General features: G+C 70.7%; 15 protein-coding genes. 5 read left to right on the top strand and 10 right to left on the bottom strand.

What is annotated here, in order from left to right; genetic code table 11:
* Positions 1–35: 35 nt before the first annotated feature.
* The 3 genes from FB560_RS00805 to FB560_RS00795 all read right to left on the bottom strand — a co-directional run bounded on the left by FB560_RS00805 (position 36) and on the right by FB560_RS00795 (position 3,693).
* On the bottom strand, positions 36–1,535 hold the full coding sequence (locus FB560_RS00805) for a CoA-acylating methylmalonate-semialdehyde dehydrogenase (RefSeq protein WP_141870622.1): 1,500 nt from the start codon (positions 1,533–1,535) through the stop codon (positions 36–38).
* A 303-nt stretch (positions 1,536–1,838) separates the two neighbouring features.
* On the bottom strand, positions 1,839–3,023 hold the full coding sequence (locus FB560_RS00800; protein ID WP_141870621.1) for a thiolase family protein: 1,185 nt from the start codon (positions 3,021–3,023) through the stop codon (positions 1,839–1,841).
* 40 nt (positions 3,024–3,063) lie between these two features.
* Positions 3,064–3,693, bottom strand: a complete 630-nt coding sequence (locus FB560_RS00795; RefSeq protein WP_170197997.1) for a response regulator transcription factor — start codon at positions 3,691–3,693, stop codon at positions 3,064–3,066.
* A gap of 437 nt (positions 3,694–4,130) precedes the next feature.
* Between FB560_RS00795 and FB560_RS00790 the strand changes: the two genes are divergently transcribed.
* Positions 4,131–4,715, top strand: a complete 585-nt coding sequence (locus FB560_RS00790) for an antibiotic biosynthesis monooxygenase (protein ID WP_141870619.1) — start codon at positions 4,131–4,133, stop codon at positions 4,713–4,715.
* A gap of 6 nt (positions 4,716–4,721) precedes the next feature.
* Here FB560_RS00790 and FB560_RS00785 read toward each other — a convergent pair whose 3' ends face one another.
* On the bottom strand, positions 4,722–5,627 hold the full coding sequence (locus tag FB560_RS00785; protein ID WP_141870618.1) for a LysR family transcriptional regulator: 906 nt from the start codon (positions 5,625–5,627) through the stop codon (positions 4,722–4,724).
* A gap of 93 nt (positions 5,628–5,720) precedes the next feature.
* Here FB560_RS00785 and FB560_RS00780 point away from each other — a divergent pair, with 93 nt between their 5' ends.
* Complete coding sequence (locus tag FB560_RS00780; RefSeq protein ID WP_141870617.1) at positions 5,721–6,386, top strand: type 1 glutamine amidotransferase domain-containing protein; 666 nt, start codon at positions 5,721–5,723, stop codon at positions 6,384–6,386.
* Between the two features lie 20 nt (positions 6,387–6,406).
* On the opposite strand, the gene FB560_RS00775 is transcribed toward FB560_RS00780, so the two are convergent.
* Entirely contained in the window at positions 6,407–7,570 is a 1,164-nt protein-coding gene (locus FB560_RS00775; RefSeq protein ID WP_229673371.1) for an ROK family transcriptional regulator, read from the bottom strand.
* 124 nt (positions 7,571–7,694) lie between these two features.
* On the opposite strand from FB560_RS00775, the gene xylA reads away from it, so the two are divergent.
* Together xylA and xylB are read left to right on the top strand one after the other, a co-directional pair.
* A complete protein-coding gene (gene xylA / locus FB560_RS00770) occupies positions 7,695–8,885 on the top strand; it encodes a xylose isomerase (RefSeq protein WP_141870615.1) in 1,191 nt (396 codons plus the stop codon).
* A gap of 8 nt (positions 8,886–8,893) precedes the next feature.
* The gene (gene xylB / locus FB560_RS00765) at positions 8,894–10,204 is read left to right on the top strand and encodes a xylulokinase (RefSeq protein ID WP_141870614.1); all 1,311 of its coding nucleotides are present in this window, start codon (positions 8,894–8,896) and stop codon (positions 10,202–10,204) included.
* Positions 10,205–10,354: 150 nt separating this feature from the next.
* On the opposite strand, the gene FB560_RS00760 is transcribed toward xylB, so the two are convergent.
* The 5 genes from FB560_RS00760 to FB560_RS00740 form a co-directional block, all read right to left on the bottom strand.
* Positions 10,355–11,269 (bottom strand): aldose 1-epimerase family protein, encoded by a 915-nt coding sequence (locus tag FB560_RS00760; RefSeq protein ID WP_141870613.1) that lies wholly within the window; start codon positions 11,267–11,269, stop codon positions 10,355–10,357.
* Positions 11,269–12,783 carry an L-arabinose isomerase gene (gene araA / locus FB560_RS00755; protein WP_141870612.1) on the bottom strand — a complete coding sequence of 505 codons (1,515 nt, stop codon included), beginning with the start codon at positions 12,781–12,783 and terminating at the stop codon, positions 11,269–11,271. Before araA ends, FB560_RS00760 begins: the two co-directional genes overlap by 1 nt.
* Before the next feature lie 28 nt (positions 12,784–12,811).
* A complete protein-coding gene (locus FB560_RS00750; RefSeq protein WP_141870611.1) occupies positions 12,812–14,395 on the bottom strand; it encodes a xylulokinase in 1,584 nt (527 codons plus the stop codon).
* Positions 14,392–15,111 carry an L-ribulose-5-phosphate 4-epimerase gene (locus FB560_RS00745; RefSeq protein WP_141870610.1) on the bottom strand — a complete coding sequence of 240 codons (720 nt, stop codon included), beginning with the start codon at positions 15,109–15,111 and terminating at the stop codon, positions 14,392–14,394. The genes FB560_RS00750 and FB560_RS00745 overlap by 4 nt, the downstream gene beginning before the upstream one ends.
* Before the next feature lie 260 nt (positions 15,112–15,371).
* Positions 15,372–16,376 carry a LacI family DNA-binding transcriptional regulator gene (locus FB560_RS00740; protein ID WP_141870609.1) on the bottom strand — a complete coding sequence of 335 codons (1,005 nt, stop codon included), beginning with the start codon at positions 16,374–16,376 and terminating at the stop codon, positions 15,372–15,374.
* Positions 16,377–16,433: 57 nt separating this feature from the next.
* On the opposite strand from FB560_RS00740, the gene FB560_RS00735 reads away from it, so the two are divergent.
* Entirely contained in the window at positions 16,434–17,279 is an 846-nt protein-coding gene (locus tag FB560_RS00735) for an NAD-dependent epimerase/dehydratase family protein (RefSeq protein WP_141870608.1), read from the top strand.
* Positions 17,280–17,283 lie beyond the last annotated feature (4 nt).

Genomic DNA, 17,283 nt, shown 5'->3' with positions numbered 1-17,283 from the left:
ATCCTGATTCCTCAGTCCCTGAACGTGTCGATGGGTCAGTGCATGGTGGGGATGACGAAGCTGGCGCCGTCGCGGATCCCCGACGGCCAGCGACTCGTGACGGTCTTGGTCTTGGTGTAGAAGCGGAAGGCGTCGGTGCCGTGCTGGTTCAGGTCGCCGAAGCCGCTGCGCTTCCATCCGCCGAATGTGTAATACGCGATCGGCACGGGGATCGGCACGTTGACGCCGACCATCCCGACCTCGACGCGTGCAGCGAAGTCCCTGGCGGCGTCACCGTCGCGGGTGAAGATCGCGACGCCGTTGCCGTACTCGTGCTCGGAGGCCATCCGCAGCGCCTCTTCGTAGTCGGCGGCGCGCGCGATCACGAGCACGGGACCGAAGATCTCCTCGCGGTAGATCGCCATGTCGGTCGTGACGTGGTCGAACAGGGTGGGGCCGAGGTAGAAACCCTCCTCGTGCCCCGGCACCGAGAACCCGCGCCCATCGGCGAGCAGCGTCGCCCCCTCGTCGACTCCCTGCTGGATGTAGCCCTCGACGCGCTCCACCGCCGCGCGTGTCACGAGCGGACCGTAGTCGACGTCGGCGGAGAGGGAAGGGCCGACGCGGAGCTGCGCGACGCGCTCGGTGAGCTTCGCCGCGAGAGCGTCCGCCGTCTGCCGGCCGACGGGAACCGCGACCGAGATCGCCATGCAGCGCTCCCCCGCCGAGCCGTAACCGGCGCCGATGAGGGCGTCCACCGCCTGGTCCAGGTCGGCGTCAGGCATCACGATCATGTGGTTCTTGGCGCCGCCGAAGCACTGCGCCCGCTTGCCGTGCGCGGCGGCGGTGGCGTAGATGTACTCCGCGATGGGGGTCGAACCCACGAAGCCGATCGCGCGGATACGGTCATCCGTGAGCAGCGTGTCGACGGCCTCTTTATCGCCGTGCACGACGTTCAGAACTCCGGCGGGCAGTCCCGCCTCGAGGAACAGCTCGGCCAGGCGCACCGGCACCGAGGGGTCGCGCTCGCTGGGCTTCAGCACCACCGCGTTGCCGGCGGCGAGCGCCGGCCCCGCCTTCCACAGCGGGATCATGGCCGGGAAGTTGAACGGGGTGATCGCCGCGACGACCCCGAGCGGCTGCCGCATCGAATACACGTCGATCCCGGCGCCCGCGCCCGTCGAGTACTCCCCCTTGAGCAGGTGCGGAGCTCCCGCGGAGAACTCGATGACCTCGAGACCGCGCTGGATGTCGCCCTTGGCGTCGTCGACGGTCTTGCCGTGCTCGCTGGCGAGCAGCTCGGCGAGCGGGGTCATCTCTCGCTGGACCAGGTCGAGAAAGCGCAGCAGCACGCGCGCCCGCTTCTGCGGGTTCGTCGCCGCCCAGGCGAGCTGGGCGGCCTCCGCGTTCGCGATCACGGCACGGACCTCGTCGGCCGAGGCGAGCGGCACCCGGGCCTGCACGGCTCCCGTGCTGGGGTCGAACACGTCGGCGAAGCGTCCGGCATCCGGCGTGAGGTGCGATCCGCCCACGAAGTGCGGGATAGTACGAGTCATTTTGTGACGTCCCTTCGTGCCGACATTGGCACTATGTCGACTTTACTCTGACATCCGGAGAATTACTAGGACGTCCATGTATTTATCACGTCGACGGTGTTCCTCACCCGTTCACCCCGCGTCCACATCGATCGATTACAACTGCAGATGCGCGGAGAGACTCAGACCGGATCGGGTAGTCACAGGTTTCCGCGCCGCGGTGAGCGGCTCACGCTCCCGCAGCGGTCCCGCACCGCAAAGACCCCCGCCGAATCGGGTCGGCGGGGGTCTTCTCCGTGCGGAGTCAGTCGCGGATGCCGTCGCTCACAGCCGCTCGATGATCGTGGCGTTCGCCATGCCACCGCCCTCGCACATGGTCTGCAGGCCGAATCGGCCGCCGGTCGCCTCCAGGTGGTCGATGAGGGTGCCGAGGAGCCGCGTGCCGGAGGAGCCCAGCGCATGCCCGAGCGCGATCGCGCCTCCCCGCGGATTGAGCCTCTCCGCATCGGCCCCGAGCTCGGCCGCCCAGGCCAACGGCACCGAGGCGAATGCCTCATTGACCTCGTACGCGTCGAGATCGTCGATCGTGAGACGCGCGCGCTCCAGCACGTGTCGCGTCGCGGGGATGGGACCGGTGAGCATCATCAGGGGATCGTCGCCGACGACGGAGAAGGCATGGAACCGGGCACGAGGAGTGAGACCGAGGGCCTCGGCCCGCTCGGCGCTCATCAGCAGCGCCGCCGACGCCCCATCCGTCAGCGGAGAGGAGTTGCCCGCGGTGATGCGCCAGTCCAGGTCGGGGAAGCGCGCGGCCAGAGCATCCGTGCGGAACGCGGGCGAGAGTGCGGCCAGCCGATCCCTCGTCGTTCCCGCGCGGACGGTCTCATCCGACACCGCCTCCGGCGCTTCGGGGACCACGACCATCGTCCTGTCGAAGAATCCGTCGGTCCACGCCGCCGCGGCGCGACGATGCGACTCCGCGGCGTAGGCATCCAGCTGCTCCCGGGTGAGCTCCCAGCGCTGCGCGATCAACTCGGCGGACACCCCCTGGTTCACCAGGCCCTCGGGGTAACGGGCCCGCAGGCGCGGAGAGATCGGAGAGCCACCGGCAGCGGATGCCCCCAACGGCACGCGGCTCATCGACTCGACCCCGCCGGCGATCACGATGTCGTAGGACCCGGCGATGATCCCCTGGGCGGCGATGTGCACGGCCTGCTGACTCGATCCGCACTGCCGATCGATCGTGAATGCCGGGACGGTCTCATCGAATCCCGCCGCGAGCACCGCCTGCCGCCCGATGTTCATCGACTGCTCGCCGACCTGGCTCACGCAACCCAACAGCACGTCATCGATCTGGCGCGACTCCAGGCCGTTCCGCGCGAGGACAGCAGAGAGCACTCCGGCGGCGAGGTCGATCGGATGCACGCCCGACAGTGCGCCCCCCGCCTTCCCTCGTCCGACCGGCGTACGGACGACATCGACCAGGACCGCTTCGCTGCGTGTGCTCATCTCCCCATTCTGCGCCCGCCGATCGGCGCGGGCACAGAAGTCAGGAGTCCTGTTGGACGAATCCGTCTTCGACGGCCCTCCGGAACAGGTCGACCTTCGTGAGAGCAGGGCGACCCACCGCGGCGTACTTCACCCGGATGCGGCGGATGTGATCGAGCACTGTCTCGCGTGACACGAACAGCGCCTGCGCCACCCGCTCCGCCGTCTCCCCCGCGGCATACAGCGCGAGCACCTCGCTCTCCCTCGTCGAGAGGTTGATTCGCGCGCCCGACGCGTCTCCTCTGCCGCCCCGCACCCAGTCCGCGCCGGCGACCAACTGGCCACGTGCCGCGGCCCGCAACGTAGCGACGAGCTGCGGCGCCTCGTCCGACTTCTTGATCATTCCTACGGCCCCCGCTCTCGCCGCCTCGCGGATGAGCCCGATCTGCTCATCCGCGGCATAGGCCAGCACCCGCGCTCCCGTCCAGGACAGTGCCGCGATGTTCTGCGCCGGCGTCGACCCGTCCGACAGCGTCAGGCCGAGCAGGATGACATCCATCCGCTGCCGGAATGCGACGAGTTCGGCGACCGTCTTGCCCATCGCGACCACGTGCATTCCCGGATGACCGTTGACGATCGCCGTCGTGCCCAGCAGCATCGCCCGATGGTCATCGATGATCCCGACGCACACGACCATACGATTTTCGTTCCCCAAATTGCTCCTACTTCCTCCGGCGTTCTGCTTCGCGTGCGTCCCATGGTGTCCCCTTGCACGCGCCTCCCCTGGACGACAGTGGGCTGCGAGGAGATGCCATCCCCCGCAGCCCTGAGGCCCCCCGGGGAGGAAGGGTCCCTCACGGCGGTCGTGACCGCCACCATCGGGTCTACCCGCCGTCAGGACACCCCCGCAAGGAACGCGGGGGCAATCCCCCGCATGTAGGGGTCATCGCACCGACATACGGCGCGTATCCTTCCGATCCGCGATCATCGCGCGCGACTACCGCCAGCGGCTTCCCCGCACGGCTTTCCCGGCGGGAGGCGCATAGAATCGACGGCACGCCCCTACCCCGGCGCTCCCCACCGCTCGGCGCATCCGCGATCCGGATCGCCCCTCTCCGAGGACCTGCCATGTCCAGCGAACCCATCACCGTCTCCATCCGCCGCGAGGTCGATCCCGCACGCATCGCCGAGGCGACGGCGTGGGTGCAGACCGGGGTCAACATGGCGCACAAGTATCCGGGATTCCTCGGCTCCGGCTGGGTGCGCGCCGGCGAGGACTCGCAGGTGTGGCACATGCTGTACCGCTTCGCGAACGAGGACACCCTGGTGGCGTGGGAGCGGTCGGGCGAACGCGCCTGGTGGCTGTCGATGGGCGAGGGCTTCATCCGCAGCGAGCGCTCACGGCGCCGCAGCGGCATCGAGGGATGGTTCGACGAGCCCTCCACCGGCACGATCACTCTGCCGACTGCCGAGGGCACGGCGACCGTCGCCGTCGTGAACGCCCCGCCGCGCTGGAAGCAGGCCGTCACGATCTGGTTGGGCTTCTTCCCGGTGAACCTGGCCTTCACCTCTGCGATGAGCCCGGTGCCGGGGTGGGATGCGCTGCCGATCTGGCTCCGCGTGCTGTGCACGACCCTGGTCCTGACGCCGATCATGACCTACTGGGTGCTCCCCTGGGTCACCCGCTCGCTGCGGAGCTGGCTCGCCCGCTGATCAGGTTCACAGGCTCCGGGCGGCGTCGCGCAGCATCCGCTCCACCGCGGTGACCGCCTCGCCGACGGCTCCGGGACGGCGAACCAGATACACCGTGTTGATGGGGGGATCCTCGGTCTCGCGGAGCACGATCAGTCGACCGTCCGCCCGTTCATCGGCGATCAGGTAGCTGGGCAGCACCGTCACCCCCGCTCCGGCGACGGCGGCCGCGGCGAGACCGCGCAGATCGGGGACCACGAGCGAAGGTTCGCGCTCCAGGCGCGCGCCGAACACATGACGCCAGTAGCGTCTCAGGATCGGCACATCCTGCGCGTACGCGAGGAGGGGGTGGGAGGCGAGCGCCTCGGCGCGCAGGTCTGCCGCCGCCGGGATGCCGAGCGAGGGCGAGGCCACCAGGACGAACTCCTCGTCGAACAAGGGGACCGCGGGCAGCCGCCGCCCGCGCGGCCGGACGGCGGAGAGCACGACATCGAGACTGCCTGCACCGAGCCGCTCCAGGAGATCGTCCGCGAGTCCGGCGGTGACCGTGAGCCGAAGGCCGCCGGCGACCGCCGGAGCCAGCGCCGGCATGACGACCGTGGCGAGGAACTCGGCGGCGCCGCCGAGCCTCACGGGGGCGATCTCGACAGGGCGGGAGGGATCTGCGCCGATCGCGATGGCCACAGCGTCGAGCGGGCCGGCCAGACGCGCCGCGAGATCGTCGGCGCGCGCGGTGGGACGGATGCCGCGCGCGTGCCGGGCGAACAGCGGCTCACCGAGCGTCGCCTCGAGCGACTGCAGCTGCGCCGTGACCGAGGACTGGGCGAGCCCGAGCATCCGCGCGGCCCCGGACACCGACCCGGCGCGGTATGCCGCCAGGAACGTGCGCCACAGGCCGAGATCCTGCAAACCATCGGTATTCCGATTGCTCATATCGGCAATCTATCGGAATCAGCACATAGAGGCGCTCGTTGTCCCGAGTATCCGCACACGCGCGGCATCCGCCGCCTCACCCCGGGAGATCGCATGTCCACCATCCTCTTCGTCGTCACCGGCGCCCGCACCTGGACCCTCGACGACGGCACCGCTCACCCCACCGGCTACTGGGCCGAAGAACTGCTCGCTCCCTACCGCATCCTCACGGAGGCCGGACACGATGTCGCCTTCGCCACCCCCGGCGGCGTCATCCCTGCCGTCGACTCCACGAGCCTGACCGACGGCGACGCCGAGGCGATCGCGCACATCGACGCGCTCTCGACCCCGCTCGTGCTCGCCGAGGTCGAGCCGGCCGCGTTCGACGCGGTGTACTACCCCGGCGGACACGGACCCATGCAGGATCTCGCCGTCGACGCCGACTCTGCGGCCCTGATCGCCGCGACGGTCGCCGGCGGCCGACCGCTCGCTGCCGTGTGCCATGGGCTCGCCGCGTTCCTGCCCGCCCGCTCCGCCGAGGGCGAGTCGGTGGTGGCCGGACGACGGATCACCGGATTCTCCGATGAGGAGGAGCGCCTCGGCGGACTCGCGGATCGCGCGCCGTACCTGCTCGAGACGTCACTGCGTGCGCTCGGGGCCGAGGTCGAGATCGCGGCACCATGGAGCGACCACACCGTCGTCGACGGCCTGCTCATCACCGGACAGAACCCGCAGTCCTCGACATCTGCGGCCCAGGCACTGCTGAGCGCGCTGGCCTGAGACTCGCGCGCTGACCGGGCTCAGATCACCCCGACCGAGGTGAACGCGAGCTCGGCCGCACCCAGCAGCAGTCGGTCGGCGGCGAGGGATGCCGAGAGGATGCGCAGCCCCTCGGCGTTCTCCGCCATCGCCCCGGTCGCGACGGCGGTGGCGAAGCCCTCGGGGTCGCTCTCGACGAGCATCGCGAGGAAACCGCCGAGCACGACCACGGAGGGGTTGAGGATGTTCACGGCATCCGCGATCGCCTGCGCGAGCACCACCCGCTGGCGCCGACTCTCCCCCTGTACATCGCCCGCGGTCTCGGACGCCGCGGCCAGCGCCTCGGCGAGCGTCGGGTCGTCCGCCGTCTGGAGCCCGAGCACGGCGAGCAGTCGCGCCCGGCTCACGGTGTCCTCGAGCACGATGGGCTCCGGCCCCTCCGCTCCGGCGGCGCGCACGCGGTTCTGCCCGAACTCGCCGGCGTATCCCCCGACGCCCCCGACCGGCAGGCCGTGGACGATGATCCCGCCGCCGATGCCCGAGGGGCCGCCGTTGAGATAGATGACGTCATCCGCACCCGCCGCAGCACCGAAGAGATGCTCGGCGAGTGCGCCCAGGCTCGCGTCATTGCCCACCGCCACCGGCAGGCCCGTCTGCGAAGCGACCAGGGCGCGCAGCGGCGCATCGACCCAGCCGAGGTGCGGGGCGTTGCGCACCAGCCCGTCGGCCGCACGCACCAGGCCCGGCACCGCGATCCCGATGCCGACGAGGCGGAAGCCGCGCAGCGCCTCGTCGCGCCAGCGTGCGATGACCTCCGCGACGAGCTCGGCGGTCGCCTCCGCACTCAGGAGGGCATCCGATTCGATCCGTTCGCGCAGCGCGATGCCCCTGGCGAGATCCACCGCGGCGATCTCGATCGCGTCGACCTCGGGGTTCACCGCGATGACCACGCGCCGGGGCGACGCCTCCACCACGGGCGAAGGGCGGCCGACCCGGCCGACGGGATCGGGCTCCCGCTCCACGACCCACCCGTCGCCGACCAGCTCGCCGACGAGATCGGCGACGGTCGACCTGTTCAACCCGGTCGCCGTCGTCAGCTGGGCGCGCGACTGCGGACCCCCCAGATGCACCAGGCGCAGGATGCGGGCGAGATTGCGGGCGCGCACGCCGTCGCCGTTGTCCTTCGGCGCAGCATCCGTCGTCACATCGTCCTCCATCGGGGTTCGGCGTCTCAGTCTAGAAGGCTGGACATCGTCATCCTCAGGTTATATGTTGTTGCTCACAACATTTTACGGGAAGCCGCCGTGCGGCACCATGCGAAGGAGCATCATGAGCCTCACCCCCACCCGCGCCGACAAGTTCTCGTTCGGCCTGTGGACCATCGGCTACAACGGCGCCGACCCGTTCGGCGGACCCACCCGCCCGGCGCTCGACGTCGTGCACGCGGTCGAGAAGCTCTCCGAGCTGGGCGCGTACGGACTCACTTTCCACGACGACGACCTGTTCGCCTTCGGCTCCACCGACGCCGAGCGTCAGACCCAGATCGATCGCCTCAAGGGTGCGCTCGCCGACACCGGCCTGATCGTGCCCATGGTGACCACCAACCTCTTCTCCGCCCCGGTCTTCAAAGACGGCGGCTTCACCTCCAACGACCGCCAGGTGCGCCGGTTCGCGCTGCGCAAAGTGCTGCGCAACCTCGACCTCGCCGCCGAGCTCGGCGCCAAGACGTTCGTGATGTGGGGCGGCCGTGAGGGTGCGGAGTACGACTCGGCGAAGGACGTCCGCAGTGCACTCGAGCGCTACCGCGAAGCCGTCAACCTGCTCGGCGACTACGTGACGGACAAGGGCTACGACATCCGCTTCGCCATCGAGCCGAAGCCGAACGAGCCGCGCGGCGACATCCTGCTGCCCACGCTCGGCCACGCGATCGCGTTCATCGACTCGCTCGAGCGCCCCGAACTCGTCGGCGTGAACCCCGAAGTCGGCCACGAGCAGATGGCGGGACTCAACTTCACCGCCGGGATCGCCCAGGCGCTGTTCCACGGCAAGCTCTTCCACATCGACCTCAACGGCCAGCGCGGCATCAAGTACGACCAGGACCTGGTGTTCGGCCACGGCGACCTGCACAACGCGTTCTCGCTCGTCGACCTGCTCGAGAACGGCGGCCCGAACGGCATCCCCGCCTACGACGGCCCGCGTCACTTCGACTACAAGCCGAGCCGCACCGAAGACGAGACCGGCGTCTGGGACTCGGCCGCCGCCAACATGCGCACGTACCTGCTGCTCAAGGAGCGGGCCGCGGCGTTCCGCGCCGACCCCGAGGTGCAGGAGGCCCTGGCCGCCGCGCGCGTGATCGAACTCGCCGCTCCCACCCTGGGCGAGGGCGAGTCATACGACGACCTGCTCGCCGACCGCAGCGCCTACGAGGACTTCGATGCGAACGCCTACTTCGGCGGCAAGGGCTTCGGATTCGTGCGGCTGCAGCAGCTCGCCACGGAGCACCTCCTCGGCGCCCGCTGAGTCCGAGCATGGCACTCGCACTCGGGGTCGATTCCTCGACCCAGTCCTGCAAGGTGGTCGTCACGGATGCGGCGACCGGCACGGTGGTGCGCACCGGCCGCGCCGCGCACCCGGACGGCACCTCGGTCGACCCCGAGTCGTGGTGGACGGCGCTGTCGGCCGCGATCGCCGAGGCTGGAGGACTCGACGACATCGAGGCCTGGGCCATCGGTGGACAGCAGCACGGGATGGTGGCGCTCGATGCCTCCGGCGCAGTCATCCGCGACGCCCTGCTGTGGAACGACACCCGCTCCGCGGACGCCGCGGCCGACCTCGTGGCCGAGTTCGGCACACAGGACCTGGTCGCGCGCACCGGCCTCGTGCCCGTGGCATCCTTCACGATCTCCAAGCTGCGCTGGCTGCGCGACCACGAGCCCGACAACGCGGCACGGGTGGCGGCGGTCGCTCTTCCGCACGACTGGCTGACCTGGCGCCTGCGCGGGTACGGTCCGGTCGGTGCGGAGGCCGCTCCGCTCGGCCCGGCGCTCGAGGAGCTGGTCACCGACCGCTCCGATGCCTCGGGCACGGGGTACTGGAACCCGGCCACCGGCGAGTACGACCGGGCACTGCTGGTCGCCGCGCTGGGTCACGACGCGGTGCTGCCGCGCGTGCTCGGCGCCGAGGAGTCGGTGCAGGATGCCGACGGTCGGCTCGTCGGCCCCGGTGCCGGCGACAACGCCGCCGCCGCGCGGGGACTCGGCGCCGGCCCTGGTGACGTGGTGGTGTCGATCGGCACCAGCGGCACGGTCTTCGGTGTGAGCGAGCGCCCCTCGGCGGACCCTTCGGGCATCATCGCGGGCTTCGCCTCGGCAGACGGCCACTTCCTGCCTCTCGTGTGCACGCTCAACGCGGCGCGGGTGCTCGATGTCACCGCGGCGTTGCTCGGCGTCGACCATGACGAGCTGAGCCGCCTCGCACTGGCGGCGTCGGCCGGCGCCGCCGGACTCACGCTCGTGCCCTACTTCGAGGGTGAGCGCACGCCGAACCTGCCCGACGCGACCGCCACGCTCAGCGGCATGACCCTCGCTTCGACGACACGGGAGAACCTGGCCCGCGCCGCGGTCGAGGGGATGCTGTCCGGACTCGGCGCCGGTCTCGACGCGCTGCGCGAGGCGGGGGTGCCTCTGCAGCGCGCACTGCTGATCGGCGGCGGGGCGCAGTCGGCCGCGGTACGGGCGATCGCGCCGGAGGTGTTCGGCATCCCGGTGGAGGTGCCGGAGGCCGACGAATACGTCGCGCTCGGCGCCGCCCGCCAGGCTGCGGCGCTGCTGCTGCGGTAGTGCGGCGCAGGTGCGGTCCTTCGGCCGCACGGCCTGCAGGAGATCTCACGGAATGCAGGAGCATCCGTCGGGATTCGTCCTGCAGGTCGCGAGATCTCCTGTGGATCGCGTTCATGCGGGATGCCGGAGCTTCGGACATCCCGCCTGGGCCTAGACGGCGAAGAGCCGCCAGGATGCGGCATGCGTCGCACCGGGCGCCAAGGTCACCAGGTCGACACCCGAGTTGAAGGCGTCGGGCGGACACGTCATCGGCTCGACAGCGAGCCCGATGCGGTGCGTCGCGGGAACAGCGGGGGTGTCGGCGGTGTGCACCTGCACCCACGGGCATCCCTCGTCCCACGCGAGTCCGACTCCGGCCCCGTCCGCCGTCACGAGACGCACCTCTGCGATGCCCTCCGTGCGCGTGAGCTGGGTGAAGGCGTGATCGATGAACACGTCGCCGATCGTCCGCGCGTCGCGAAAGTCCCACTCCGGATGCTCCGTCACCGGCTCCACCGCCACCGGGCTCAGCCGGTCGGGCGTCACGGTGAGCACCTCGGATGCCGGGAGCGTGAGCGTCCAGTCGTCGACGCGACCGGGACCGGCGACCAGGTACGGATGCGGTCCGGTACCCCAGGGCGCGGCATCCGCCCCGATGTTGCGCGCGGTCACGGTCTGACGCAGTCCGTCGGCCTCCAGACGGTATTCGACCTCGACCTCGATGCGGAACGGGTAGCCGGTCTGCGGCTCGATCACCGCGGCGAGCGCGATGCGGTCGTCGAGCACGAGACGGTCCTCGAACTCGACCCAGGCGAGGAGGCCGTGCAGCGCCTGGGCGCGCGCGGGCTCGGTCAGCGCGAGCTGATGCTCGACCCCGTCGAAGCGGTAACGGCCGTCCACGATGCGGTTGGGCCACGGCGCGAGGGTCGCACCGCGGTAGCCCGGCCGCACCTCGTCGGCGTCGAACGGCACGACCAGATCACGCCCGTCGAAGGTCAGTGCGCGCAATGATGCTCCGACGCTCGCGATGTCCGCCTCGTAGCCGTGACCCGTGATGCGCAGCTGCCGCCCTGAGCGCGGGGGCATCAGAGGCCCTGCGCCAGACGGTAGTAGGCCTGGTTCCAGCGGACCTGCTTCTGGAACTCCGGCAGCGTGGTGCTGTCGTCGATCACGAGCAGCTCGACCTCGGCCATCTCGGCGAAGTCGCGGAAAGCCTCGATGCCGACCGCGGTCGACATCACCGTGTGGTGCGCGGCTCCGGCGGTCAGCCAGGCGGCGGCGCTGGTCGTGAAGTCCGGCTGCGGCTTCCACACCGCGCGCCCCACCGGGAGCTTCGGGAGCGAGGCGCGCGGGGGCACGTTCTCGACCACGTTCGCGGTGAGACGGAACCGGTCGCGCATGTCGCTCAGCGCGACCACGATGGCGGGGCCGGGGTCGGCCGTGAACACCAGACGCACCGGGTCGTCCTTGCCGCCGATGCCGAGCGGGTGGATCTCGAGCGTGGGCTTCGCGGTCGTCAGCGACGGAGACACCTCGAGCATGTGCGCGCCGAGGATCAGCTCGTCACCCGGGGTCATGTCGTAGGTGTAGTCCTCCATGAGGCTCGCGCCGCCGGGCAGACCGGAACCCATCACGTTCGCGATGCGCACGAGCACGGCGGTCTTCCAGTCGCCCTCTGCGCCGAAGCCGTACCCCTCGGCCATGAGGCGCTGCACCGCGAGACCGGGCAGCTGCTTCAGGGCGCCGAGGTCCTCGAACGACGTGGTGAAGGCGCCGAAGCCGCCCTCCTCGAGGAAGGAGCGCAGCCCGACCTCGATCGCGGCGCCGTCGCGCAGCGAGGAGTGCCGGTCGCCCCCGCGGCGCAGCTCGGGGGCGACCTCGTACAGTTCCTCGTACTCGGCGATCAGGGCGTCGATCGCCGCGTCGGATGCCGCGGCCACGGCCTCAGCCAGCTCGTTCACACCCCAGGTGTTGACCTGCACCCCGAAGCGCAGCTCGGCCTCGGTCTTGTCGCCCTCGGTCACCGCGACGAAGCGCATGTTGTCGCCGAAGCGCGCCAGCTTCAGGTCGCGCGAGGCCGCGAGGCCCGCCGCCGCCCGCTGCCAGGTGCCCAGCTCACGGCGCAGACGAGGGTCGGAGGCGTGGCCGACGATGGTCTTGCGCGGCACGCCCAGGCGGGTCTGGATGTACCCGAACTCACGGTCGCCGTGCGCGGCCTGGTTCAGGTTCATGAAGTCGAAGTCGATGTCGGCCCAGGGCAGCTCGACGTTGGCCTGCGTGTGCAGATGCGCGAGCGGCTTCTGCAGTGCGTCGAGTCCGGCGATCCACATCTTCGCGGGGCTGAACGTGTGCATCCATGCGACGAGTCCGATCACGCGGTCATCGGCGTTGGCCTCGAGCGCGGTGCGCTTGATGGCGGCGGCATCCGTCAGCACCGGCTTCCAGACGATCTTCACCGGCACCTCGGCCGACTCGTCGAGCAGCCGCGCGATCTGCTGCGACTGCTCGGCCACCTGGGCGAGCGTCTCGGGACCGTAGAGGTGCTGGCTGCCGGTCAGGAACCAGACCTCGTAGCCGTCGAGGGAGGTGGTGAGTGCCATGGAAGTGCCTTTCAAGAGGTGCGGAAGTTCAGAGCGATGCGACGGCGGCGGCCTCGACGGCCAGACCTGCCCGGTAGCGATCGAGGTAGGAGGAGAAGCCGGCGACATCGGCCGGATCGGGGTCGGCGACCGAGACGGATGCCGCGGCGAAGACGTGTTCGTCGAGATACGCGCCCAGCGAGAGGTCGTCGGCGTGCGCGAGGTACGACGCGAGCACCGCGATGCCCCACGCCCCGCCTTCCGAGGCGAGTTCGCCGACCGCGACCGGCGCCGCGAGCGCCCCCGCGAGGAAGCGCTGGGCGACTCCGGCGGTGCGGAACATGCCCCCGTGCGCGAACATCCGGTCCAGTCCGACGCCCTCGGCGGTCAGCGTCTGCATGCCCAGGGCGAGCGTCCCGAACACGCCGTACAGCTGCGCGCGCACGAAGTTGGCGAGGCTGAAGTCGCTGTCAGGCGTGCGCACGAACAGCGGCCGTCCGGCGGTGAGCCCGGCGATCGGTTCGCCCGCGAGGTGGTTGTACGCGAGCAGTCCCCCGGCATCCGTCTCACCCGCGAGCGCTTCGCGGAACAGCACGTCGAACACGGCATCATCGTCGAGCGGCTGGCCGGCGGCGGCGGAGAAGCGCGTGAAGAGTCCCGCCCACGCCGCGAGCTCGCTGGCGCCGTTGTTGCAGTGCACCATCGCCACGGCATCGCCGGCGGGCGTCGTGACGAGGTCGAGTTCCTCGTGCGCCTCGGACAGCGGGCGCTCCAGCACCACCATCGCGAAGATGCTCGTGCCCGCGCTCACGTTGCCGGTGCGCGGTGCGACGGCGTTGGTCGCCACCATCCCGGTGCCGGCGTCGCCCTCGGGCGGGCAGAGCGGAATACCGGCACGCAGTGTTCCGGTGGGATCCAGCAGCGCGGCACCGGGGGCCGTGAGCGCACCGGCATCCGCGCCCGCCGCCTGGACGGCCGGGAGCAGCGCGGTCAGCGACGCGGGAAGGCGGTCCCCCACCAGCGCGGCGTAGTCCTCGAGCATCGCGGCGTCGTAGTCGGCCGTCGCGGAATCGATCGGGAACATGCCCGAGGCGTCGCCGACTCCGAGCACCCGCTCCCCGGTGAGCCGCCAGTGCACGTATCCGGCGAGCGTGGTCACGAAGTCGAGCTGCGGCACGTGCGGTTCCGCATCCACGACCGCCTGGTGCAGGTGTGCGATCGACCAGCGCAGCGGGATGTTCACACCGAGGGTCTCGCTCAGCGCGGCCGCGGCGACGCCGGTGTTCGTGTTGCGCCAGGTGCGGAAGGGCACGAGCAACTCGCCCTGCGCATCGAAGGCGAGGTAGCCGTGCATCATCGCCGAGATGCCGATGGCCCCGAACGTGTCGGGACGGATGCCGTGCTGCGCCTCCGCGTCGGTGACGAGGTCGGCGTAGGCGGCCTGCAGCCCGGTCCAGACCTCGTCGAGGGCGTACGTCCACAGGCCGTCTTCGAGCCGGTTCTCCCAGGCGAACGATCCGGTCGCGAGCACGTCGGTCGCGTCGGGGCCGATCAGGCAGGCCTTGATGCGCGTGGAGCCCAGCTCGATGCCGAGGCTCGTGCGTCCGGCGGCGATGTCATCGCGTGTGCTCATCGGCGGGCATCCGCACTCTGGCCGTACACGTTCTGGTATCGGTCGTAGAGCCGGTCGATCGCCTCCTGCGGGATGGGGATGAGCGGTCCGGCCTCGCGGGCCAGATGCACGGTGCGGGCGACGTCCTCGACCATGACCGCTGCCTTCACGGCATCCTTCGCGTCGGCGCCGATCGTGAACGGACCGTGGTTCTGCATGAGCACGGCTCGGGAGCGATGACCGCTGAGGGTCTCGACGATGCCGCGCCCGATCGAGTCGTCGCCGATGATCGCGAACGGACCGATCGGAACCGGGCCGCCGAACTCGTCCGCCATGGCCGTGATCACGCAGGGGATCTCCTCCCCGCGGGCTGCCCAGGCCACCGCGTAGGTCGAGTGCGTGTGCACGACTCCGCCGACCTCCGGCATGTTCCGGTAGACGTAGGCATGCGCGGCGGTGTCGCTGGAGGGCGAGCGGTCGCTGCCCAGAGTGCCGGGGATGACGGCACCGTCGAGATCGCACAGGATCATGTTCTCGGGCGTGAGGTCGTCATAGGAGACGCCGGACGGCTTGATCACGAACAGGTCGGCACCGGGCACGCGGCCGGAGACGTTGCCGCCCGTCCAGACGACGAGCCCGTAACGCACGAGTTCGCCGTGCAATCGGGCGACATCGGCGCGGACGGAGGCGATCGCGCGCTCGACGGTGGGATCGAACGGGGGGGCGTCGTTGCTCACAGGTACCTCTGGGGGTTCGTGACCGCTCACTGTGACCGGTCACAGAAGTGTGTCACGGGGGTTGCGGGCACGTCAAGCACACGCTCGCCTCCGCGCCGCTCCACAACTCCGGAGATCCGGGGCTGGAGCACGGCGCGCGGCGCGGAACCACGCCGAGCCGCCACCCCACGTGTGGCGGATCTCCGGAGTTCTGGAGGTCTCGCGCGGGAGCGGATGCGCGGCGGGGCGCCGGATGTGCGGCGGCTCGACGCCAGCGGGCGTCAGCGGGGCGGAGCCACCGAGGCGCGGGCGATCAGCTCGGGGGCGACCGGCGCCAGGGCCTCGGTCGCCACCCCGCCGATCACGGCGGCCACGGCCCGGCGCGCGAGCTCGTCGAAGTCTTGACGGACCGTGGTGAGCTGCGGCCAGTAGTACGCGGCGTCCGGGATGTCGTCGAACCCGACCACGCTGATGTCACCGGGCACCGAGAGCCCCGCCTCGTGCAACCCGCCGAGCAGACCGAGCGCCATCTGGTCGTTCGCCGCGAAGACCGCTGTGACACCCGAGGACCGCACGGCGGCGACGGCCGCGTACCCGGATCCGGCCGACCAGTCACCCTCGATCACGGGCCCGGCGTCCAGGCCCCGCGCGGCGAGCTCGGCGGCGAAACCGTCCGCCCGCGACTCGGCCTCGAGCCAGTCGGCAGGACCGGCCAGATGCGCGATGCGCGTGTGCCCGGCGTCGGCCAGAGCCGCGACGGCGAGGCGGGCGCCCGCGGCCTGATCGACAGACAGCCCCCGCGCGCCCTGGCCGGCGGAATGCAGCGTGATCACCGGTACGTCGATGCGCAGGTCGTCGAGCACGGCCAGGGTGCGGGCGTGCGGTGCGACGACCACGATGCCCTCGACACCCTGCGCGACCAGGTGGTCGACGGCCGCGACGACGGCAGCCGCGTCCCCGGCATCCGCGAATGCCGCGCTGACCCAGTACCCGGCATCGCGCGCCGAGGCCTCGAGTGCCGCGATGCTGCGCGACGGGCCGTACTGCAGCGCGTCGGAGGCGAGCACGCCGAGCGTGCGGGAGCGCCGGGTGCCCAGCGCGCGCGCCGCGTTGTTAATGCGGTAGCCGAGCTCCGTCATGGCCGCGCGCACGCGCTCCTGCGTCTCGGGAGCGACGTCGGGGTGGTCGTTCAGCACCCGCGACACGGTCTGTCGGGAGACTCCGGCGAGGGCGGCGACATCGCGCACGCCGACGGTTCGACGGGGCTCGCTGCTCGTGTCACTCACGCCGACGAGTGTACGACGACGGATGCCACCGCCTCGCCGCCGTGCCACTCTGGTGACATGCGCATCGCTCTCACTGGCTCATCCGGCAAGCTCGGCAGCGTCGTCGCGCGGGAGCTCCGTGCGAACGGCCATGAGGTCATCGGCATGGACGTCGCCGGCACCCGCGGTCCCCACTTCGTGCAGGTCGATCTCACCGACTACGGCCAGGTCATCGACGCTTTCACGGGCGTGGGCGACCGTCACGACGGCATCGATGCCGTCGTGCATCTGGGGGCGATCCCTGCCCCCGGCATCCGCAGCGATGTCGCGACCTTCCACAACAACATGCCCGCCACGTTCAACGTGTTCTGGGCCGCAGTGCGGCTCGGCATCCGCCGCATCGTCTACGCATCGAGCGAGACCGTGCTCGGCCTGCCGTTCGATGTACCGCCGCCCTATGCTCCGGTCGACGAGGACTACCCCGCCCGACCGGAATCGGTGTACTCACTGGTGAAGACGCTCGAGGAGCAGCTCGCGAGCGAGCTGGTGCGCTGGTACCCCGACGTGTCGATCACGGCCCTGCGCTTCTCGAACGTCATGGCCCCCGAGGACTACGCCGAGTTCCCGGAGTTCGACGCCGACGCCCTGCGCCGCAAGTGGAACCTGTGGGGCTACATCGACGCCCGTGACGGCGCCCAGGCGGTGCAGCGGGCGCTCGAGGGCGCCGCCCCCGGCTTCGACCGGTTCATCATCGCGGCCGCCGACACCGCGATGTCGCGTCCGAACGCGGAACTGCTCGCCGAGGTCTTCCCCGACGTGCCGCTCACGCGCGAGGTCGGGCCGAACGAGACGCTGTTGTCGATCGACAAGGCGCGCCGCGTGCTGGGGTACGACCCGCAGCACTCCTGGCGCGACCACGTCTGACCGC

Source organism: Microbacterium saperdae, assembly GCF_006716345.1.
Classification (GTDB): Bacteria; Actinomycetota; Actinomycetes; order Actinomycetales; family Microbacteriaceae; genus Microbacterium; species Microbacterium saperdae.
This window is presented reverse-complemented; position numbering and strand designations above follow the sequence as displayed.

Excerpts from the sequence above, each read along its gene's own strand:
- FB560_RS00805 (WP_141870622.1), bottom strand. The coding sequence starts at position 1,535 with ATGACTCGTACTATCCCGCACTTCGTGGGCGGATCGCACCTCACGCCG.
- FB560_RS00800 (WP_141870621.1), bottom strand. The coding sequence starts at position 3,023 with ATGAGCACACGCAGCGAAGCGGTCCTGGTCGATGTCGTCCGTACGCCG.
- FB560_RS00790 (WP_141870619.1), top strand. The coding sequence starts at position 4,131 with ATGTCCAGCGAACCCATCACCGTCTCCATCCGCCGCGAGGTCGATCCC.
- FB560_RS00785 (WP_141870618.1), bottom strand. The coding sequence starts at position 5,627 with ATGAGCAATCGGAATACCGATGGTTTGCAGGATCTCGGCCTGTGGCGC.
- FB560_RS00780 (WP_141870617.1), top strand. The coding sequence starts at position 5,721 with ATGTCCACCATCCTCTTCGTCGTCACCGGCGCCCGCACCTGGACCCTC.
- xylA (WP_141870615.1), top strand. The coding sequence starts at position 7,695 with ATGAGCCTCACCCCCACCCGCGCCGACAAGTTCTCGTTCGGCCTGTGG.
- xylB (WP_141870614.1), top strand. The coding sequence starts at position 8,894 with ATGGCACTCGCACTCGGGGTCGATTCCTCGACCCAGTCCTGCAAGGTG.
- FB560_RS00760 (WP_141870613.1), bottom strand. The coding sequence starts at position 11,269 with ATGCCCCCGCGCTCAGGGCGGCAGCTGCGCATCACGGGTCACGGCTAC.
- araA (WP_141870612.1), bottom strand. The coding sequence starts at position 12,783 with ATGGCACTCACCACCTCCCTCGACGGCTACGAGGTCTGGTTCCTGACC.
- FB560_RS00750 (WP_141870611.1), bottom strand. The coding sequence starts at position 14,395 with ATGAGCACACGCGATGACATCGCCGCCGGACGCACGAGCCTCGGCATC.
- FB560_RS00735 (WP_141870608.1), top strand. The coding sequence starts at position 16,434 with ATGCGCATCGCTCTCACTGGCTCATCCGGCAAGCTCGGCAGCGTCGTC.